Genomic DNA, 21122 nt, shown 5'->3' on the forward strand with positions numbered 1-21122 from the left:
AAAAAATTCCTGAAACAAGAATTAGGGCGATTCGGAAAAATCGGACGCCCGATGACGGAGAGGACCCCCATGACATCGCTACGACAAGCGCTGCTGATTTCAGCCGCACTCAGCCTGCCCAACGCGCTCCACGCCCAGTCGCGCCCCAATCCGCCGATCGTCGTTGACCGCGGCGTCGAGCCGGCCCCCGTCATCTCGCCTGAAGTACTGCCCGATCACCGCGTCACCTTTCGCATCGGCGCGCCCAATGCGAAATCCGTGACTGTCGATGGCGAGTTGATCCGGCAGGCCAATGCCATCGCCACCCCGCCCGGCGACATGACCGCCGGCCCCACACCGCAAATTACCATGGCCAAAGACAAGGATGGCGTATGGACCGGCACCACGACCACACCGATCCGTTCCGGCGCCTATCGCTATTATTTCGTCGTCGATGGCGCAGTCACGCTCGACCCGCGCAACACCGCCATGTCGCCGCAACGCGCCAGCCAGAACAGTATGCTGACCGTTCCGGGCGATTTCGCCGAATATCGTCAGCCCCTGCCCCATGGCTCGGTCAGCGAGCGGCATTTCACATCGACCACGCTGGGCCGCGCGGACCGGCGCCTGATCGTCTATACACCGCCCGGTTATGAAAAGAGCGCGAGCGCCTATCCGGTGCTCTATCTGATGCATGGCGGCGGCGATTCTGAAACTTCGTGGACCACGGCTGGGCAGGCCAATAACATCCTCGACAACCTGCTGGCCGAGGGCAAGATCAAGCCGATGATCGTGGTCATGCCCGCAGGCTATACACCCAATGCCGGGCAGGTGATGACCTCGGACCCGGACAAGGAACCCTTTGTCAGGGAAATGACCACCGACATCATTCCCTTTATCGAACAGAACTATCGCACCATCGCCGATCCCGAACATCGCGCCATGGCGGGCCTGTCGATGGGCGGGATCCAGACGCTCAACACCAGTATGTCGAACCTTGGCACCTTCCGCTATATCGGGATTTTCAGCTCCGGCTGGTTCCGTCAGGCCGACCGCCAGTGGTTCTATGACCATAAGCAGGACACGATTTCTCGGCTGAACAAGGAGTTGAAGCTGTTCTGGTGGGGTTGGGGCTATACCGATTTCGCGCGGCCGGGCGCGATGGAGATCACCGATTATTTCAAAACGAAAGGCGTCAAACTGACCACGGTGGAAAGCGCAGGCGGGCATGACTGGCGCAACTGGCGCGAATATCTCAACGCCTTTGCGCCGTTGCTGTTTCGATAAGCAATCGCGGCGGCCCTTTATCGCAAAGGGCCGCCGCAATCGTTAGAGACAGGCCCGCGCCACCGCCTTGCGCCAGCCTTCGCGAGAGGAAATTCGAGCATCCCCGGCCATGGCGGGGGCAAAATGATGCTCCTTGGCGATCAGCGTGTCGGACACGGGCAGGCCTGCCCCCGCCGCCGCCATCATCGCCGCGCCCAGCGCGCTCAGATCCGTCTGCGAAGGCCGCTCGACCGACCGCCCGGAAAGATCGGCCAGCATCTGCAACAGATGATCGTTGCGCGCGGCCGTGCCATCGACGCAAATCGCCTGCAAATCCTCGCCCAGATCGGCCTCGATGGCGGACACCAGATCGCAGATCTGATGCGCGATGCCCTCCAGCACGGCATAGGCGACATGGGCCGGACGCGAGCCGAGCGACAGGCCGCAGATGATCCCGCGCGCTTCTTCCTGCCAATGCGGCGCGCCCAATCCGGCCAGCGCAGGGACAACATAGACCCCGTCGCTATTCTGAACCGTCGCGGCCAGATCAGCCAGTTCCTGCGCCCCGCCAAGGCCCAGCAATTGCGCGCCAAAAGCGGCAGAATGGCCCGAAACCGTAATATTGCCTTCCAACGCATAGACCGTCCGGTCGCCGCGCCGCCATGCAATCGTGCTGGACAGACCATGGGCCGAACGCGCCCGCGCCCCGGTCGGACACATCAGCGAGGAACCGGTGCCCAACGTCACCTTGACCCGCCCGCGCGCGGTGATCGCATGGCCGAACAGCGCAGCATGGGAATCGCCCATCATCGCATGGATCGCAATGCCATCGGGCAAGCCGCCAAACCCGCCCGCCGTATGGCCAAACAGCGCATCGGACGCCATCACGCGGGGCAGGATCGCGCGGGGCACGCCAAACAGGCCCAGCAATTCCTCGTCCCAATCGCCGCCATCCAGATTGAGCAATTGCGTGCGCGAGGCGTTGCTGGCGTCGGTGGCATGAACCACCCCGCCGGTCATATGCCACAAGAGCCAGCTATCGACCGTCCCACCGCGCAGATCTGTGCCGCCATTGGCATGGTCGATCAGCCAGCGCAATTTGCTGCTCGAAAACAGCGGGTCGAGGCCAAGGCCGCTCAACCGTTCCACCGTTTCACCCTCGCCCGCCTCGCGCAGGGCGGCACAGAAAGGCGCCGTGCGGCGGCATTGCCACAGGATACAGGGGCCAAGCGGCGCGCCCGTCTGCACATCCCAGATCAGAGCGGATTCGCGCTGGTTCGAAATGCCGATGGCGCGGATGTCGGCATCGGGCGCGCCCGCGATGGCCTGACGAATGGCCGCATCGGCGCTGGCAAGGATGCCCTCGCCCGATTGCTCGGCCCAGCCCGGTTGCGGGTGGGAAACGGGGTTGACCACCGATCCACCCGACAGGATTTCCCCATCGAGCGAGATCAGCATGGCCTTGGTGTTGGTCGTCCCGCAATCGAGGGCGAGGATGGCCTGACGCGTCACGTTTGCCTTACCGCCCCAGCAGGCCGCGCAGGGCCGCCGCAATATTGGGCGCGGTCAGCCCCGAATGCTCCATCAGGAATTCGGCCGAACCGGTAGGCTGGAACCCGGCAAAGCCCAGAATTTTCATCCGGCAAGGCGTATTCTGCGACACGATTTCAGCCACCGCGCTGCCCAGCCCCCCGCGCACGCTGTGCTCCTCGACGGTGACGATGGCGCCGGTCTGTGCGGCGGCCAGAATGGCTTCCTCGTCAATGGGCGACATCGAACACATATTGACCACCCGCGCGGAAATGCCTTGGGCAGCCAAGGCTTCGGCCGCCTCCAGCGCGCGGCACACCATCGTGCCATTGGCCAGAATGGCGCCATCGCCGCCCTCGCGCAAGACCTCGGCCTTGCCGATGGTGAAGCTGGCGTCCGCCGGGCGCGGCAGAGCGGGCACACCCATGCGGCTGATGCGGATAAACAACGGGCCATCCATTGCGGCGGCGGCGCGAATGCATTGCTCGGTTTCCCAAGGGTCGGCGGGAACGAGGACGGTGATGTCGCCCATCGTGCGCAGCCATGCCACGTCCTCGATCGAATGATGCGTGGGGCCCAGCTCGCCGTAAGCCACGCCGCTCGAAATACCGCAAAGTTTCACATTGGCTTGCGAATAGGCGACGTCCGCCTTCACCTGTTCGAGCGAACGCCCGGTCAGGAAGCACGAGGCTCCGCTGACAAAGGCCACCTTGCCGCCATTGGCAAGACCCGCGCCCACGCCGACCATATTCTGTTCGGCAATGCCGACATTGATCAGGCGTTCGGGGAATCTATCGCGGAAGCCGCCCAGCTTGCTCGATCCCACGCTGTCATTGACCACGGCGACGATGCGCTCGTCCGCCGCGCCCAGCGCCTCAAGCGTTTTGACATAGGCATCGCGGCAATCGAACAGCCCGGATTTCTGGGTTACGGGGCTGCTCATGCGTCCAATTCCTTCATCGCCTGTTCGTATTGTTCGGCATTGGGCACGCCATGGTGCCAGCTTGCCTTATTTTCCATGAATGAAATGCCTTTGCCCTTCACCGTATTGGCGATGATGCAGAGCGGCTTGTCATGGCGGATCGATCCGTCGAGCAGCGGCAAAAGCGCCTCGATGTCGTGCCCGTCCACCTCGACCACATCCCAGCCAAAGGCGCGGAATTTATCATCCAGCGGATCGAGGCCCACCGTGTCCTCGGTCCCGGCCCCCTGTTGCAGGCGGTTGCGGTCAACGATCAGCGTCAGGCTCGACAATTTGCGGTGGCCCGCGGTCATCGCGGCCTCCCAATTACTGCCTTCCTGCAATTCGCCGTCACCGGTGATGATGAAGGTGCGATAATCGGCCTTATCGATCTGGGCCGCAATGGCGATGCCCACCGCCACCGGCATGCCGTGGCCCAGCGGGCCGGTGTTGGTTTCGACGCCGGGGATCTTGTTGCGGTTGGGATGCCCGTTCAACCGCGAGAGGGGCTGCATATAGGTGGTCAGCTCTTCCTGCGGAAAGAAGCCCGCCAGCGCCAGCGTGCTGTAAAGCGCGCCGGTGGCATGCCCCTTGGAGAGGATAAAACGGTCGCGCCCGGCCCAACGCGGATCGGCCGGATCATAGCGCATCACATCGAAATAAAGCGCAGCCAGTGCATCGGTGGCCGAAAGGTCGCCGCCGGGGTGGCCCTGACGGGCATCGAACACCATGCGAAGCGCCCGCTTGCGGATCCAGCGGGCCTGTTCACGGACAAAAGCGGCACGTTCGGCAAGAGTTTGGCCATTGCGGGGGCGAGATTCGGGCATTCGCAAAATTCTCCTTGTCGCTGGTCCGACTATAGCAAGCGAAGGCAAAGGGCAATCCCACAACTTTTGACTACTTTCTTTTTCTTTCTTTTTCTCCGCAACCCTCTTGAAGGCGAAGCGCAATCCGGTTAGGCAAGGGGCAAGACATTTGCGATCAGCGCAAGGAGAGGATTTTTCGTGGCCTTCAACAAGTTTGCGCCCTGGCGCAGCAGACGGCTTGCGCTTGTCGCGCTGATTGCCCTGCCCGGCTGCCTGGCGCTTTCGGGCTGCAAAGTGCTGAGCCTTGAAGAAGCGCGCCAGATCCACAGCCGCGAAGGCGGCGCCTTTGATGCCGATGCGGTGGTGAGGGAAGCGTGGGCCGCGCGCGTTATGCCGGGCATGGAAAAATCCTCGGTTCCGCTGGCGCAGGCCCCGCGCGACGATGCCCCCCATGCCGTTCGGGGCGAAGGCACCATCGCCGCCATCGACCGCGCCTCGCGTCAAGGCTCCGTGCTGGTCAATGTCGCGGGCGTTGGCGAGGTGCGGCTGATGCTGGGCCCAGTGATCGTTTCGACCGCGCTGCGCGACAGTCAGCCCTTCTTTGTCTTTAACGACATGCCCGATCAACTCGCCTATGCCGCCGTATCGCGCACGCTCAACGCGCGGGCCATGGCGCAGGTACGCCCGGCTGCCGAGCGGCTGAAGCCGGGGATGAAGGTGGAATTTCTGGGCGCAGGCCAGCGGTCCGAAGATGGCGTATGGCAGGTGATGCCGCTGCGCATTACGGCGGACGCGTGATGGCCGAGCTGATGCGGGCCAGCGGCGTCAAGAAGCGCTATGGCGGGGTCACCGCGCTGCATGGCGTGGATTTTGCCGTCGAGGCGGGCCGTGTCAGCGTGCTGATCGGCGAGAATGGCGCGGGCAAATCGACACTGATGCGCATTCTGGCGGGCATCGAAACGCCCAGCGAGGGCGAGGTCTATATCGACGGTGAACCGGTGCGGATGAACGGCGCGCGCGATGCGGCGGCGCGCGGCATCGGCATGGTGCATCAGGAATTGAACCTGTGCCCCAATCTCAGCGTGGCGGAAAATATCTTTCTGCTCGGTTCGCGAAAGGCCCTGCTCGACCGCCCGCGCGAAAGGGAAAAGGCGCGCGCCTTGTTGGCCCGTTTGCGGCAAAATATCGACCCCGACCGCCGCGTGGCGACGCTGAGCATCGGTGAGCAGCAGATCGTCGAGATCGCCAAGGCACTGGCCGAGGAATGCCGGGTGCTGATCCTTGACGAACCCACCTCCGCGCTCAGCGAGGCCGAGGTCGAGGTGCTCTTCGATGTCATCGGCGATCTGAAACGGTCGGGCGTAGGCATTGTCTATATCTCGCACCGGCTGGAGGAATTGCTGCGCGTGGGCGACAGCATCACGGTGATGCGCGATGGGCGTATCGTCGCGCGCGCCGAGGCGGCGGATACCTCGGTCGGCTGGATCATCGAACAAATGCTGGGCGAGGAAGGGCGGCTGGAGCGCGCCGACACACCCGCGCCGGAAGAAGGCGAGACGGTTCTGGCGATTTCGCACGTTTCGCGCCCCCGCGACCGGACTTCGGCCGCGCTGCACGATATTTCGATGGAGGCGCGCGGGGGCGGCATTGTCGCGCTTTACGGGCTGCTGGGGTCGGGGCGCACCGAATTGATGGAGGTCGCCTTTGGCGCCCGCGCGGCAAGCGATGGCACGATCACACTGAAGGGCGAGGACATCACCCGGCTTTCGATTGCGCAAAGGGTCAAGCGCGGCCTGCTTTTCGTTTCCGAGGATCGCAAGGCGCAGGGCCTGTTCGCCAATCTGGACGTGGGCCGCAATATGGCGGTCAGCGATCTGGCCAGCTTTGCGCAAAAGGGCGTGATCCGCAACGCCAGCGAGCAAGGCGCGGTGGGGCGGATGATCTCCCGGCTGGGGGTAAAAACCGCCTCGGCCCGCACGGCGATCACCGCGCTTTCGGGCGGCAATCAGCAAAAGGCGCTGATCGGGCGGGCGCTGATGCCCGGCCCTGCGGCCCTGCTGCTGGACGAGCCCACGCGCGGCATTGACGTTGGCGCGCGCAGCGAGGTTTTCGCCACGATCCGCCAATTGGCCGCCGATGGACTGGCCGTGGTCTTTTCCACCTCCGACGTGCTCGAAGCGCTGGCCGTGGCCGAAAGGGTCATCGTCATCGCCAAGGGGCGCATCATCCTCGACATTCCGGTGGCGCAAGCGACCGAGGCGCGCCTGATCCGCGCCGCCAATGCGGCAGCAGCAGCATGACAGAAGGTAAGACATTGACGATGAGCGGCGCAGGTCAGGCAGTAGGCAAGGATTATGCGATGGCCCTGCTGCTGAAATTTCGCACGGTGCTGGCCTTGGTGCTGGTGGTGGCGATATTCTCGGTGCTGGCGCCCAATTTCCTGACCGTGGCCAATGCGCTGATCATGCTCAAACATATTGCCATTGTGGCCATTCTGGCGATCGGCATGTCCTTTGTGATCCTGACGGGGGGCATCGACCTTTCGGTCGGCTCCATCGCGGGACTGGCCGGAATGGTGGCGGGCGCTTTGATCATCAATGGCCTGCCGCTGACGGCGTTGGGGGTCGTGGTCTATCCCTCGGTGCCGGCGGTGGTCGGGCTGGTCCTGCTGGTGGGCGTGGGCATCGGGCTGTTCAATGGGCTGCTCATCAACCGGTTTCAGGTCGCGCCCTTCATCGCCACGCTGGGCACGCTTTACATGGCGCGGGGCGCAGCCATGCTGATGTCGAATGGCGAGACTTTTCCCAATCTGATCGGCAATCCGGCGCTGGGCAATGAAGGCTTTTCGCGGATCGGCGCGGGGCTGTTGCTGGGCATTCCGGCGCCTGTGTGGCTGCTGGCGGTAATTGCGGCGGGGGCTGCCTTTGTGGCCGGCTCCACCACCTTTGGCCGCCGCGTCTATGCCGTAGGCGGCAGCGAGCGCGCCGCGTTGCTCTCGGGCGTGCGGGTTACCCAAGTCAAATATGCGGTCTATGCGATTTCCGGCGCCATGGCGGCGCTGGTGGGCGTGCTGATCGCGTCCGATCTTGTGGCCGCCCATCCGGCCTCGGGCGAAAGCTTTGAACTCAACGGCATTGCCGCCGTAGTGCTGGGCGGGGCCTCGCTGACAGGCGGGCGCGGCACGATTGTCGGCACGCTGATCGGGGCCTGTGTCATCGGCGTGCTGGGTGACGGAATGGTCATGGTGGGGATCAGCGAATTCTGGCAGATGGTTATCAAAGGCGGCGTCATTGTGACGGCGGTGGTTCTTGACCGTCTGCAGGAAAGGCTTGGTTGACGATTATGGCGAACGAAAAGGGCGCGGCGAAGAAGACGGCGGCGGGCAATCAGGACGAACCGCGTGGCGCATTGCGCCGGTCCGAAGGCGGCACCGCCCGCTTTGCCGAAGGCCGCCGCGCCGAGATCATGGAATGGATCCGCGAAGAAGGCAGCGCCCGCGTGCGCGAATTGTCCAAGGCCTTTGGCGTATCCGAAGTCACTATCCGTCAGGATCTCGAACGGCTGGAGGCCGACGGCCATATCGAGCGCGTCCATGGCGGCGCTTTCCTCAAATCCGTGCAACAGCAGGTCCGATCCATGGCTTTGCAGCATCACGAGAATATGGACGCGAAAAGCCGCATCGGCGCGGCGGCGGCCGCTCTGGTCGAGGATGGCGAGACGATCACGCTCGATTCCGGATCGACCACGACGCAGGTGGCCGCCCATCTGCTGGAGCGGCGCGATCTGACCGTCATCACCAATGGCCTCAACATCGCGTTGATGCTGGGCGCCCAGCCCTCGATCACCGTGCATATGCCCGGCGGGCAATTCAAGGCCCCCACCCTCTCGGTCAGCGGCGAGGGATCGGCGGAATTCTTTGCCGGACTGTTTGTGCGCCGCCTGTTTCTGGCCGCCGCCGCCGTGTCGATCGAGGAAGGCATGAGCATCCCCTCGCTGGGCGACATCCCCATCAAGCGCGCGATGATCGCCAGCGCGGAAAAGGTCTATCTGCTGGTCGATTCCACCAAGATCGGGCGGCGTTCGTTTTCATCGGTCGGGCCGGTCACGATGATCCATGCCCTGATCACCGACAGCGGCATTTCGGACGCCGACAAGGCGCGCTTCGAACATATGGGAATAGAGGTCATCATTGCATGAAACGGTTGCGCGCGGGTGGGTTACGGATTGGGCTGATGGCGTTGATGTCACTGGGGGCTATTATGGGCCTTGGCGCATGTGGGCATGATGCAAAACGGGCCCGGCTGATGGTCATCATCACCCCCTCGCTCGACAATCCCTTCTTTGGGCAGGAGGCCGCAGGGGCCGAGGCCAAGGCGCGCGAACTGGGTTATCAGACGCTGAAATTTTCCCATGGCGATGATGCGTTCAAGCAAAGCGAGCTGATCGATACCGCCATCGCCCGCAATGCCTCTGCCATCATTCTGGACAATGCGGGCGCGCAATCGAGCGTGGCGGCGGTGCAGAAGGCGCGCAATGTCGGCATCCCGGTCTTTTTGATCGACCGCGAGATCGCCGCGCGCGGCATCGCCACGGCGCAGATCGTGTCGAACAATTATCAGGGCGCGATGCTGGGCGCGCAGGCCTTTGCCCGCACGATGGGCGAAAAAGGCCCCTATGTCGAACTGGTCGGCAAGGAATCGGACACCAATGCCGCGATCCGCTCCAAGGGCTTTCACGAGGTGCTGGACCAATATCCCGACCTGCGCATGACCGCGCGGCAAAGCGCCAACTGGAGCCAGTCCGAGGCCTTTACCAAGGTCCAGTCCATCCTTCAGGCGCACCCGGAAATCAAGGGCGTGATCGCGGGCAATGACACGATGGCCATGGGCGCGATTGCCGCACTTCAGGGCGCGGGGCGCGGCGATGTGGCCGTGGTGGGCTTTGACGGCTCCAACGATGTGCGCGATGCGATTACCGGCGGCAAGGCGGCGGCCACGGTGCTGCAACCGGCATGGCGTCAGGCGCAATATGCGGTCGAACTGGCCGACAAATTCCTGCGCGAGGGCAAGACCGGACAGGCCGAAAAGCTGATCATGGACTGCCTGCTGATCACGCGCGCCAATGCCGCGCGGCTCAGCAATTTCGCGCTGAAATAAAACATTCCATCCAAACGAGGAATCCTGATGAGCAAGCTGACCTTCGGTGCCGGTATCTGGCACTTTGCCACCTATGTCGACCGCTATGCCACCGATGGCTATGGCCCGCCCAAGACGCTGATCGAGATGATCGATCTGGCAGGAAAGGTGCGCGATCTTTCGGTGGTGGACATTAACGCGCCGTGGAGCGCGGATGTCTCGGTCGATGAGGTCGAAGTCGCGCTCAAGCGCAACAACCTCTCGGTGATCGGCATCACGCCCGAAATCTACAACCGCGAATTTTCCAAGGGCGCCTTTACCAATCCCGACGCAGGGATCCGCCGTCGCGCCAATGAAGTGTGCAATGATGCGGCCGATCTGGTACGTCGCTTTGGCGCCTCCTATGTCAAGCTCTGGCCGGGTCAGGACGGTTGGGACTATCCGTTTCAGGTCGATCACAAGCAATTGTGGCGCCATTCCATCGAGGGCATCGGCGAACTGGCCAGCCAGAACCCGGATCTCAAATTCGTCATCGAATACAAGCCGCGCGAACCGCGCGTGCATATGAGCTATGGCTCGATGGCGCGCACGCTGCTGGGGATCGAGGCGATGGGCGTGCCCAATGTGGGCGTGCTGCTCGATTTCGGCCATGCTTTGTTTGGCGGGGAAAGCCCGGCGGATTCGGCGCAATTGGCCATCGACCATGGCCGCCTTTTCGGCATGGATGTGAATGACAATCTGCGAAGCTGGGACGACGATATGGTGGCGGGCACCGTTCACCCCATCGAATTGTTCGAATTCTTCTACACTTTGCGCAAGAACAACTGGGAAGGCGTGTGGCAACTCGACCAGTTCCCCTTCCGCGAGGATTGCGTAGAGGCGGCCGATATGGCCATCGATTTCCTCAAACATATTGATGGCGCGCTTGATCGCCTCGACTGGGACGCGCTTCAGGCCGCGCAGAACCAGCAGGACGCAATGGGCGCGCAGAAGATCGCGCGGCAGGCGCTGTTCGGCTTCTAAAGCCCTCGGCCCTGTGGCAAGGATGCAGGCGCGGCGTGGGCCGCGCCTGCATTGCTTTTACGAAAGAACGCCATGACCGCGGCCAAATCTGTGCATATTCCCTTTGGCCTGCTGCTGGTCCTGGCCGGCTTAAGCGCCTTTGCCCCGCTTTCTATCGACATGTATTTGCCAGCGCTGCCGGTGATGGCGCGCGATTTGGGGGGCAATGCGGCGCAGGCCTCGCTGACGGTCGCCTCCTTCTTTGCGGGCCTGTGTTTCGGGCAATTGGTGCATGGGCCGCTGTCCGACCGGATCGGGCGGCGGATGCCCTTGCTGGGCGGGCTGGTGCTCTATGTCGGCGCGGGGGCCTGCGCGGCGCTGGCGCCTTCGATCCCGGTGCTGATCGCCGCGCGCTTTGTTCAGGCCTTTGGCGGCTGCGCGGGGCTGGTGGTGTCGCGCGCCTCGGTGCGCGACCGCTTCACCCCGCAGGAAAGCGCGCAGGTCTTTTCCCTTCTCCTGCTGGTGATGAGCATCGCGCCCATCATCGCCCCGCTGATCGGCAGTTGGGTGCTGCTGGTCGCATCATGGCGCTCGATTTTCTGGCTGCTGACGCTGTTTGGCGCGAGCGTGGCGGTGGCCACGTTCTTTGGCCTGCCCGAAACCCGTTCGGAACAAACCGCCGCGCAGGCACGCAGCGAATCCCCGTTTGCCGCCTATCGCGCCGTGCTGGGCGAGGCGCAGGTGATGGCCTATGCGCTGACCGCCGGTTTTTCGCATATGGGCCTGCTGACCTATCTGGCGATTTCGCCCGATGTGCTGGTCACCGGCTTTCACCTCTCGCCCCAGACCTATGGCTGGGTGATCGCCACCAATGGGCTGGGGCTGGTAACCACCAACTGGATCAACCGCCGTCTGCTGACGCGGATCGGCTATGATACGATCCTGCGCTGGGCCAATCTGGGCAGCATGATGGCCTCAGCGGTGCTGCTGGCCGATGCGATCACCGGGTTTGGCGGGCTGCTGGGGATCACTGTGCCGCTGTTCTTCATGGTGGCGATGATCGGCTTTACCCAGGCCAATGCGATTGCAGGCGCGCTGGCCCGCGATCCGCAGCGGGCCGGGTCGATCTCGGCGCTGGTGGGCTTTATGCAATTCGGCGGCGGGGCACTGGGCGCGGCGGTGGCCGGGGCGTTTCATGACGGCACGGCGCGGCCCATGGCGATGGTGATCTTTACCGCCTATGTGCTGGCCGCGATAGCGCTGCGCGTGCTGGGGCGGCGCTGATAGATCGGGCCCGCAGCCGGGTGGGCTGTCGGCTGCCGGCCAGATCCTCGACCACGGCCTTTGAGGCGGACGAGGTCGGTTGATCGAGTCCCGCACGCAGATGCTCGATTTCAACCATCAGCATGGCATGGGTCCGCTGATTCAGAGGAAACCGCAGCGAGATGACAAAACCGGCCAGCAGGATCGCCAGCGTGCCGAAGGCAAAGTCGTCACCAGCGCCTGCGTGGCGTGGGAGGTCTGGATGCTCGCCTTGGGGGCAAAGCCGGAATATTGAATGCCAAGACCCATGCGGCGCCGACCGGTCATGATTTCTAGACATCGGGTATGTAATTATAGACCGCCCAAGGCACATAATTAAGCGTACCGCGCCCCAACCCGGCCGCAAACAGCGCCGCGTCATAGCGATAGACCAGCGCGGGCGTGCCGCGCAGCGTGAACTGGATGGCAGCAATCACCGCGATCAACTGGCTGAAATAGAGGCTGCCCATCAGCATCGAGGCCAGTGAGACCGTGCCGCCAAGGGCGAAGACGAAGATGAAGGCCGCGTTGAAGGACATAGTCGCCCAGATACATGCCCAAATGCAGCCGGAACGCGCGCACCCGCAGCGTGGCGAACAATTCGCGATAGAGCGTGCGGATCGGATTGCCGCCCGGCGCGATCTTTTGCGGCACCGGGCGTTCGCCTTCCCAACTGAAGGCATAGAGGAAACTGGCGGTCAGCATGAACAGAACGGCAAAGATGCAACCCGTCCGCAGGAACGTGTCCGCGCTGTCCCGCCCCAGCCATCCGATCACCCAGACCCACCACCGCCTTTCGGCCCGCGTGGACCTGCGCGAGGATCGGCATCAGACCGCCGAGATCGAGATCACCGACATCATCGACCAAGTGGGCAGCGGCGATGCCTTTGCGGCCGGGGTCCTCACAGGCTGGCTAGAGGGCGGCGGCGCACAGAAAATGGCGAGGCTTGGTCTGGCCATGAATGCCCTCAAACACTCCCTCCACGGCGACTGGCTCCGCCTCTCCCGCGAAGAAGTCGATGGCTTTACAGGCAATTCGGGCGATGTGCGGCGGTCATAGGCCTATTCGACCCGGGCATCGCCCCATGTGACCACTACATTGCCGATGTCCGGGCCGATCTGGCGGGCGATCAGTTCTATCACCCGCGCACTCCCGGTCGGCGCCGATAATTCCACCGCAGGAGCGCCAAAGCGCATCACCGGCGAAGCGGCCAACAGGCGACCGTCGCCATAGACTTCGAAGCGCACGCCTGCGCGGCGGCCACGAGTGGAATCATCAACGCCCACTCGCGCCGAAAAGCGCTGAAACTGGCCGTCCGCCTTCACCTCAAGGCGGGCGCCCGCCAGCGTCCCCAGCCCCGAACGGAAGGTCGCGCCGGCAATCGAGAGGGTCTGATCATAGGGCGTGGCATCGGCCCTGGGCCCACCCCATCCGGCATAGGCGGGCCGGTTGCCGGTGCTGGTGGTGCCCGGATGATAGGGATCGGCGGGGCGGTGGATGATCGGATCGGGCTCCAGCACGGCTATGCCGTCGGCGGCGACATGCACGCGGCCCGGCATTTCCGAAATATAGCGCCCCTTGGCCAGACCGGACGGCCCCACGGCCTTGAGCATGATCGCCTCATGAGGCCCAAGGTGAAACACGCGCTGGCCCAGCAGGGGATCGCGGTCCGCCCCGGCCCACAGATCGCGCAGCGCAATTGGCGCATCACCACGCATTTTCAGGTGCTGCGCGGTCAGGGTGATGTCGGTCGGCGCGGCGGTGCGGTTGAACAGGACCACCGCCTTGGCCCCCGTTTCACTCAGCGTCTTGACCATGATCTCGCGCTCGCTGTCGCCATAGGCCAGCACGCCCTGATGGCCTGCGCGGTCCTGATTGACGGCGATCACCTCGCGGTTGCCCAGAATGTCGATGATCCCCTGCGGCGCGCGGGTCAGATCCGTGCCGATGATGAGCGGCGCCGAGGCAATCGCCCACAGGCTCATATGCGCCCGCGCCTCGGTCAGATGCGCGGCGTCAAATTCGCCATTGCCCACTTCGAGCATGTCGGGATCGTTCCAATGGCCCGGCCCGGCATAAAGCTCGCGCGTGGCCACGCTGTCGAAATTATGCAGCATCCGGCCCCAAGTGGCGTCAATATCGTTGCTGGTCCGCCATGTGGTGCCATAATCCGCCCCCCAGCTGCGCACATTGGCCGCGCCCCAATTGCACAGTGAGAGAATATAATCGCCCTTGGGCCTGATCCGGCGCAAGGCGTCGCGCGCCTCGCCATAGAGCGTCTTGACCGCCGGAATGTCGGTGCGGTTGGGCACGGCGTCGGCCATGATCGGGCCGAAGGCGCGATAGGTGCCGTTGCGCACGGTCGGCTTGTCGGCGGGATAATGGGCAAGGCCGCAGGAATCGATCTTGATCGTGTCGAAATTCCATTCCCCGAAATAGAGCGCCAGATCCTGCGCAACGTGGTCGTGCAGGCCCACTTCGCGCTCGGCCTGCGTGCCTTCGGGCAGGTTGGGATTGCCCGGCGACCATGCCTGCGAACAGGCGTTGCGGCCAATGTCGGTATAGATGCCCGCCTTGAAGCCCATGCCGTGGAGGTGATCGGTAAAGGGGCGGAACGAGGTTTCCTGCGGTCCACCGGTGGCTGCGCCGGGGAAGAGGTTGGTGCGGATCTGCATCCGCCCGTCCGGGCTGCGCCTTTTGCGCCACCAGCCATCGTCGATGTTGATATTAACGTAACCGGCCTCTTGCAGGCCCGTGGCGCGGATCACGTTGGCTGAGCCGAGCACTTTAGCCTCGGTGATATCGACGCCAAAAGCATTCCAGCTGTTCCAGCCCATCGGCGGCAAGGGGGCAGAGCCGACCGGATCATAGGACCATCGGCCTGAGGGTTGCGGGCCTTGGGGCCCCGGTTTTGCCCAGACAGCAGGGGCGCAGAGCAGCAGGGCGCTGCACAGAAAAAACGATGCGGCGGTGCGGTTGGACATGTTTTCCCCCTGGACCATTGTCGAGGCCTTGCGCCTCTTTTATCCTATTTATCGGAGTTATTCGAACAAGGCAACCGATTGCACGGCCTTACCTCTCCCACGCAGGTATTCCCCGAAATGCGTCGGCCAGAAAATCGACCATTGCCCGCACCTTGGCCGAAAGGTGGCGGCGGCTGGGATAGACGGCAAGGATGTCAATGGGCGGCTGGGCGTGATCGGGCATCAGGCGGACAAGACGCCCCGCGCGCAGATCATCACCGGCAAGAAAGGTGGGTAGCCACGCGATGGCCAGCCCCGACAGGGCCATCGCGCGCACCGTATCGCCATTATTGGCGGCAAAGCGCGACCTTATCCGCGCGGCATAGGGCTGGCCCGAGGCATCAAGGAATTGCCATTCGTCGGGCGCAGGCGTCTGCGTATAGGCCACGCAGGCGTGCTGCTCCAGATCCGCAGGAGAGGCCGGGGCGCCATGGGCCGCGACATAATCGGGCGCGGCGCAGACGATATTATGCGAAGTGGCCAGCTTGCGCGCCACATGCGTCTGCGACCCGCCGCGCGAGATGCGGATCGCCAGATCGAAGCCCTCCTCCACCAGATCGACCACGCGGTCGGACAGGTTGATGTCCAGATCCACATCAGGATAGGCCGTCATGAAGCGCGGCCAGAGGGGAGCCAGATGCAGCACGCCAAAGCTGAGCGGGGCATTGATCCGCAGACGCCCGTGCGGGGCGCGGCTGTCGGCGCCGGCCGCCGCCTCGGCCTCGGCCACATCGTCGAGCACATTGCGCAGACGCTCATAAAGCGCCGCCCCCGCCTCGGTCAGCGATATCCTCCGCGAGGTGCGGTTGAGCAGGCGGGCGCCAAGATGCGCCTCAAGATCAGCCACATAGCGCGTGACATTGGCGGGCGAAGTGTCGAGCGCATCGGCGGCGCGGGCAAAACCGTTGCGGGCGACAACCGTGGTAAAGACTTCAAAGGCGCGGAGCCGGTCCATGGAGCAGCCTTTTATTCAGTTATCCTGAATGAATAGATCATATCTGCGCCATCGATCAACACATCCGTCAGGTATAGATGGGGTTTGTCAGCGCAATCAGGCGCAGGCAACCAAGGATAGGACCCAAACCATGACCCGACTTCTCAACAAGACCGCCCTGATCACCGGCGCCACCAGCGGCATCGGCCTTGCCACCGCCCAGCGTTTTCTCGCCGAGGGCGCCCGCGTTGCCATCACCGGCACCAGCGCGGAAAAGCTGGCCGCCGCCAAGGCCGAACTGGGCGGAGATGTGATCACCATTCTGGCCGATGCGGGCGATGTTTCGGCGCAAAAGACCATTGCCGATGTGATCGCGGCCGAATTCAGCGGGCTCGACGCGCTGGTTATCAATGCGGGTGTGGGCGATTTCCGCCCGGTGGAAGGGTTTGACGAGGCCGGTTTTGACCGCTCCTTTGCCGTCAACGTCAAAGGCCCCTATTTCCTGATCCAGGCGCTGCTGCCCTTGCTGAGCGATCCGGCCTCGATTGTCTTTAACGGCTCGATCAACGCCCGCATCGGCATGCCCAATTCCAGCGTCTATGCCGCCACCAAGGCCGCGCTGATCTCGCTGGCGCGCACGCTTTCGGGCGAATTGATCGGCCGCGGCATCCGCGCCAATGTCATCAGCCCCGGTCCGGTCGCCACCCCGCTTTATGGCAAACTGGGCCTGAGCGAGGAGCAATTGGGCGGCATGCAGCAGGCAATCCTTGGCCAATTGCCCGTGGGCCGCTTTGGCACCCCGCGCGAGATTGCCGATGCCTTCGTGTACTTCGCCTCGGACGAATCGCGCTTTACCGTGGGCAGCGAACTGATCATCGACGGCGGAATGAGCAACCTGTGAGGCCGGGGCGTTGATCGCCCCGACCCCCACATCATTACATCGCCAGTTTCAGACCGACATAGAACGAACGCCCGATGGCATCATACATCGCCGTATCGGTGCCGTTCTGCGAACTGGCGACAAAGGGCAGGCTCTTGTTGAACATATTGTTCACGCCCGCGCGCAGTTCAAAGTTCTTGTTGACCTTGACCGAGCCGAACAGGTCCCACAGTTCGTAAACGCCCACGCCAACCTGCGTGTTGGTCGGGGTCAGCACGGCGCTCGCATCCTTCATCCCGCTCTGATAGCGCCAGCGCAGGCCCGCGCCGAACACATCGTTCTTGATGCCAAAGGTAGTCAAAGCGCGCCATTGCGGCGTGGCGCGCGGCGGCACCGATCCGGGGTTCGACCCGCCGACGCTGACGCCGGTGTAATCGAGGAAAGCGGCTCCCGGCAGCAATTGCACCTTATAGGCATGGAGCCAGCCAATCGCGGTATCAATATAGACCTTGCCGCCCGAACCCAGCACAGGCGCGCGCGTACCCCAATGGATCTGGGCCTCGACACCATCGGTCTTGACCGCGCCCAGGTTGAGATAGGGCGTGGACACGGTCAGCAATTGCCCGGTCGAACTGTCGCGCGAGATCAACTGGCAATAGGGGTTGCCGGTCGAATAGCCGGGGTTCGAACCATCCAGATTGTAGCATTTCGACAGTACGGTCAGGCCCGGAACTGAGGAAATCACATTCTTGATATTGATGTTGTAATAATCGACCGACAGCGACAATTCCGAGAGCGGCCCGCTCTGGAACGGCGAGTTGAGGACAATGCCGATGTTAAAGGTATCGGCGGTTTCAGGCGTCACGCCCGAATTGCCCGCCACGGTCTGGCCGGTCGCGGTGGTGGGGAACTGATAGCTGGAGATCAGCGCCGAAGGCACGCCCTGCGCGGCGCAGAGCGTGGCGACCTGTGCACCATTGGCCCCGGTGCGGGCCGAAGAACGCACATCGCAAGGATCACCGATCGAGGAGGGCGGCGTGCCGATGACCAGCTGCGAACCCGAGGGCGGCGAGAAGAGTTCGCCAATGTTGGGCGCGCGCACCGCGCGCTGATACGATCCGCGCACCAACAGGTTGCGCGTCGGGCGCCAGCGGGCGTCGAATTCATAGGACTTGACCGAACCGGTCACCGAATAATCGGAGATACGCCCGGCGGCCCCCACCGCCAGTTCCTGCGCCCATGCCTTGTCAGCCAGCAGGGGAACGTCGATCTGGGCGGCAAATTCCTTCACCGAAATCGCGCGCTTGGGCACACCGATGGTGGCGGTAAAGCCTTCGACATTGGCCCCCGGCGCCCATCCGCTCAGCGCCGTCATGTCGGTGTCGGGAGTGAAGGAATAGGTGTTTTTACGGTAATCGGCCACCAACGCGATTTGCGCCGGGCCCGCGCCCAGATCGAACAGCGAGCCATTGACCTGACCCTGAATCTGGGTCTGGCTCAGGCGTTCCTGGCTGAACGTGTCCTTGGTGATATAGGCGCGGCATGCGTCCGAGAGCGAGCGCGCATTGGCGTCGCCAAACGGATTGAACCCTCCCGCGCAAATCGAATTGCCGCCATCGGCCGCATTCAACAGCGTCTGCACCCGGCTTTTCAGCACAGCATTGTGCATGATCTGATTATGCACCGACTGGTCATAGGACGCGTAAACGTCAAAGCTCCAGCCGCCGCCGATCTGGCCCTTCAAACCGGCCAGATATTGCTGGACCTGATAGTTTTCGTCCCAGTTCTTCCACGGCACGCCCACATAGCGGGCGTTCCAGCTGAAATTGGCCGTCGGATTGGCGCGCGAGGCAAGGATCGTGCGAAGATCGTTGGGGATGAAGGGGTTCGACACCGGAATGGTGGTCAGCGTCGGGAACTGGGTCAGGCTGCCGCCGCTGTTGGTGTTGACCGACAGATCGACGAACATGAACTGGCCATAGGCGGTCAGGCTGGGGGTGATTTCAAAGTCACCCTTGATAAAGGCGGTCTTGCGATCCAGCGCGTTGAGCAGATTGCCCTGCTGGCCCACCGGCATACGCACATTGTTGCCCACCAGCGCATAGCCGTTGGTGCCGTTGGCGCCCTTGTAATTCTGCGCCCCGTTCTGGATAAACAGCGTGCCGTCATTGTTGAAGCCAAGGTTGGCAAGCTGATAATTGGCCGGCAGGCTGGTCACGCCATAGCCGGCAAAGATGCCCTGAACCACGGCGGCATTGGGCGCGTTGCCGGCGCTGGGCACAAAAGTGCCGGTGCCGATATAGGACGAGGGAACCTTGTCGAGGAAGAAGGAGCGGGTGTTGCTGAGCACCGGATCCTGCTTGGCATAGCTGAAGGCGGCGATCAGATGGCCGCGATCATCGGCAAATTTGGTGCCAAGCGCCAGCGAGGCGTTGAACTTGAACGCGTCGCCCTGCTGGCTGATCGAGTTCATGATGTCGGCCTTGATGCCTTCGAAATTGCGGATCGTCTTGAAATTGACCACGCCCGACATGGCGTCCGAGCCATAGACCGCCGAGGCGCCCCCGGTGATCGCATCGACGCTGGAGATGATCGCATCGGGCAGGATGTTGACGTCGACGTTGCCGTTGATGTCCGACACCGGCAGGCGATGCCCGTCAAGCAGCACAAGATTGCGGTTGGTGCCAAGCCCATGCAGGTTGATCGAGGCGCGGCCGCCCCCGCCCTGACCGCCGGTGGCCGCATTGCCGCCCACAGTAAAGCTGGGCACCTGATTGAGCGCGTCCTGAAGCGTGGCGGCGCCCGATTCCTTGATCGTGGCCTCGCCCACCGAGACGATGGGGCTGACGGCGGTGTTGTTGGGCCGCTTGATCAGCGATCCGGTCACGACGATTTCCTGAGCCTTGGCCGCATCATCGGCCGCCATCGCGGGCGCGCTGAAAGCCGCCGAAAGGCCGATCAGGCTGGCGGACACAATAAGACTCTGCTTGGCGTATGACATCTGGCACCCCTCCCGTTTGCACTTCTTTGAAGCGTTAGGGGCCGGATAGAAAAGGCTCTGGCCAAGGTCAACGAAATATGAAACTAACCGTTTCGTTACTTAAAAGATGTGATCGCAAAGACACACGAGCGCCGCGTGGGAGAACGGACAGATGCCTGCGAGTTTAAGACGCCCTTTTGCCGCCATGGCCATTGCAATGGCAGCTCTGATCTGCTCGTTGACGCCCTCGCCTGCCCGCGCCCAATCGGCCCAAACATGCGCCCCCGACGATGAACTGGCCTATATTTGCGGCGCCGAAAGGCCCGAGGATATTCTCGCCCTGCCCGGCACGCGCTGGCTGATCGCCAGCGGCTTTGCCAAGGGCGCGGGGCTCAAACTCATCGATTCAACCGCGCGCAGTATGGAGTTCTGGTATCAGGGATCGCCCGACCAGATCGCCCCCAATACCGCTGCCTATCCCCATTGCCCCGGCGCGCCCGACCCGGCGCTGCTCAATGATCGCGGGCTTAATCTGCGCGCCTCCGGGCCGGGGCGCTGGCGGCTGATGGTGGTCAATCATGGCGGGCGGGAATCGATCGAGGTCTTTGAGGTCAACGCCGCCGCGCAACGCCCCACGCTGCAATGGCGCGGATGCATTCCTATGCCCGCAGGACAGGTCGGCAACAGCGTCACCAGCTTTGCCGATGGGCAGATTCTGGCCACTGTGCTGACCCGCCCGGGCACCAGCATCGCCGATTTCGTGCTGGGCCGCGACACCGGCGCGGTATGGTCATGGCGCCCCGGAGAGCCCGCTTTTCATGAGATGCCCGGCACCGCGCTGCCCGGCAACAATGGCATAGAAAGCGACCCCGACGAGCGCCATTTCTACACCATCGCCTTTGGCCAGCACGCAATTGCAGTCTTTGACCGGAACGATCCGCGCGGGCCGGTTCGCCGCATCGTCGCCCCCGATTTCATGCCCGACAATATCCACTGGAGCGACGGCCGCCTCCTGCTGGCCGGGATGCGCTTTGACGAACCGGCCTGCGGGGGGCTGCGCAAGGTGGTCGATGGAGTGGCCGACCCGATGCTGTGCCCGCGCGGATGGATCGTGGGAGAGGTCGATCTGACGCAGGGACGGATTGCCACCATCGCCTATGGCACCCCGCGCAAGGATTTCAACGGACTGTCCGCCGCCGCGATCATGGGACGCGAATTGTGGCTGGGCTCGTTTCAGGCGGGGCGGATCGCCATCGCATCCCTGCCCGCGCCCAAGCCTGTTTTCCCTTAGGCCACTTCCGTGGCCTGTCATCTGTCGCGCCC

General features: G+C 63.3%; 19 protein-coding genes. 12 read left to right on the forward strand and 7 right to left on the reverse strand.

Annotated elements, in window-relative coordinates; translation table 11 throughout:
- Positions 1–69: 69 nt before the first annotated feature.
- On the forward strand, positions 70–1266 hold the full coding sequence (locus FHW96_RS17975) for an esterase (protein WP_172341952.1): 1197 nt from the start codon (positions 70–72) through the stop codon (positions 1264–1266).
- Positions 1267–1308: 42 nt separating this feature from the next.
- Here the strand turns inward: FHW96_RS17975 and FHW96_RS17980 are convergent, their stop codons facing one another.
- From FHW96_RS17980 to FHW96_RS17990, 3 genes are read right to left on the reverse strand one after another with little or no spacing between them, the layout of a single operon-like run.
- Positions 1309–2757: an FGGY family carbohydrate kinase gene (locus FHW96_RS17980; RefSeq protein WP_216650948.1), complete on the reverse strand. Its 1449-nt coding sequence runs from the start codon at positions 2755–2757 to the stop codon at positions 1309–1311.
- 7 nt (positions 2758–2764) lie between these two features.
- Positions 2765–3718: a transketolase family protein gene (locus FHW96_RS17985; protein ID WP_172341953.1), complete on the reverse strand. Its 954-nt coding sequence runs from the start codon at positions 3716–3718 to the stop codon at positions 2765–2767.
- Complete coding sequence (locus FHW96_RS17990) at positions 3715–4563, reverse strand: transketolase (RefSeq protein ID WP_172341954.1); 849 nt, start codon at positions 4561–4563, stop codon at positions 3715–3717. Before FHW96_RS17990 ends, FHW96_RS17985 begins: the two co-directional genes overlap by 4 nt.
- 177 nt (positions 4564–4740) lie before the next feature.
- Between FHW96_RS17990 and FHW96_RS17995 the strand changes: the two genes are divergently transcribed.
- From FHW96_RS17995 to FHW96_RS18030, 8 genes are all read left to right on the forward strand, one after another.
- Positions 4741–5340, forward strand: coding sequence for a DUF2291 family protein (locus FHW96_RS17995; RefSeq protein ID WP_172341955.1), 600 nt, complete (start codon positions 4741–4743; stop codon positions 5338–5340).
- Complete coding sequence (locus FHW96_RS18000) at positions 5301–6842, forward strand: sugar ABC transporter ATP-binding protein (RefSeq protein ID WP_172341956.1); 1542 nt, start codon at positions 5301–5303, stop codon at positions 6840–6842. The genes FHW96_RS17995 and FHW96_RS18000 overlap by 40 nt, the downstream gene beginning before the upstream one ends.
- Positions 6839–7879 carry an ABC transporter permease gene (locus tag FHW96_RS18005; RefSeq protein ID WP_216650949.1) on the forward strand — a complete coding sequence of 347 codons (1041 nt, stop codon included), beginning with the start codon at positions 6839–6841 and terminating at the stop codon, positions 7877–7879. The genes FHW96_RS18000 and FHW96_RS18005 overlap by 4 nt, the downstream gene beginning before the upstream one ends.
- Before the next feature lie 5 nt (positions 7880–7884).
- Positions 7885–8739, forward strand: a complete 855-nt coding sequence (locus tag FHW96_RS18010; protein ID WP_172341957.1) for a DeoR/GlpR family DNA-binding transcription regulator — start codon at positions 7885–7887, stop codon at positions 8737–8739.
- A gap of 107 nt (positions 8740–8846) precedes the next feature.
- Positions 8847–9698 carry a D-ribose ABC transporter substrate-binding protein gene (locus FHW96_RS18015; protein ID WP_216650950.1) on the forward strand — a complete coding sequence of 284 codons (852 nt, stop codon included), beginning with the start codon at positions 8847–8849 and terminating at the stop codon, positions 9696–9698.
- A gap of 27 nt (positions 9699–9725) precedes the next feature.
- Positions 9726–10700: a sugar phosphate isomerase/epimerase gene (locus tag FHW96_RS18020; protein ID WP_172341959.1), complete on the forward strand. Its 975-nt coding sequence runs from the start codon at positions 9726–9728 to the stop codon at positions 10698–10700.
- A gap of 72 nt (positions 10701–10772) precedes the next feature.
- Positions 10773–11963, forward strand: a complete 1191-nt coding sequence (locus tag FHW96_RS18025; protein ID WP_172341960.1) for a multidrug effflux MFS transporter — start codon at positions 10773–10775, stop codon at positions 11961–11963.
- 79 nt (positions 11964–12042) lie between these two features.
- Complete coding sequence (locus FHW96_RS18030; protein WP_172341961.1) at positions 12043–12237, forward strand: hypothetical protein; 195 nt, start codon at positions 12043–12045, stop codon at positions 12235–12237.
- A 37-nt stretch (positions 12238–12274) separates the two neighbouring features.
- On the opposite strand, the gene FHW96_RS18035 is transcribed toward FHW96_RS18030, so the two are convergent.
- Positions 12275–12520, reverse strand: coding sequence for a hypothetical protein (locus FHW96_RS18035; RefSeq protein ID WP_172341962.1), 246 nt, complete (start codon positions 12518–12520; stop codon positions 12275–12277).
- Between the two features lie 164 nt (positions 12521–12684).
- On the opposite strand from FHW96_RS18035, the gene FHW96_RS18040 reads away from it, so the two are divergent.
- Positions 12685–13041, forward strand: coding sequence for a PfkB family carbohydrate kinase (locus FHW96_RS18040; protein ID WP_172341963.1), 357 nt, complete (start codon positions 12685–12687; stop codon positions 13039–13041).
- 2 nt (positions 13042–13043) lie between these two features.
- On the opposite strand, the gene FHW96_RS18045 is transcribed toward FHW96_RS18040, so the two are convergent.
- Entirely contained in the window at positions 13044–14966 is a 1923-nt protein-coding gene (locus FHW96_RS18045) for an NPCBM/NEW2 domain-containing protein (protein WP_172341964.1), read from the reverse strand.
- Between the two features lie 88 nt (positions 14967–15054).
- Complete coding sequence (locus FHW96_RS18050; RefSeq protein ID WP_172341965.1) at positions 15055–15960, reverse strand: LysR family transcriptional regulator; 906 nt, start codon at positions 15958–15960, stop codon at positions 15055–15057.
- A gap of 130 nt (positions 15961–16090) precedes the next feature.
- Between FHW96_RS18050 and FHW96_RS18055 the strand changes: the two genes are divergently transcribed.
- Entirely contained in the window at positions 16091–16840 is a 750-nt protein-coding gene (locus FHW96_RS18055) for an SDR family oxidoreductase (RefSeq protein WP_172341966.1), read from the forward strand.
- A gap of 34 nt (positions 16841–16874) precedes the next feature.
- Here FHW96_RS18055 and FHW96_RS18060 read toward each other — a convergent pair whose 3' ends face one another.
- Positions 16875–19820, reverse strand: a complete 2946-nt coding sequence (locus tag FHW96_RS18060) for a TonB-dependent receptor domain-containing protein (protein WP_172341967.1) — start codon at positions 19818–19820, stop codon at positions 16875–16877.
- 196 nt (positions 19821–20016) lie between these two features.
- On the opposite strand from FHW96_RS18060, the gene FHW96_RS18065 reads away from it, so the two are divergent.
- Positions 20017–21090: a hypothetical protein gene (locus FHW96_RS18065; protein ID WP_253951046.1), complete on the forward strand. Its 1074-nt coding sequence runs from the start codon at positions 20017–20019 to the stop codon at positions 21088–21090.
- Positions 21091–21122: the final 32 nt, after the last annotated feature.

It is taken from the genome of Novosphingobium sp. SG751A, assembly GCF_013149295.1.
Classification (GTDB): Bacteria; Pseudomonadota; Alphaproteobacteria; order Sphingomonadales; family Sphingomonadaceae; genus Novosphingobium.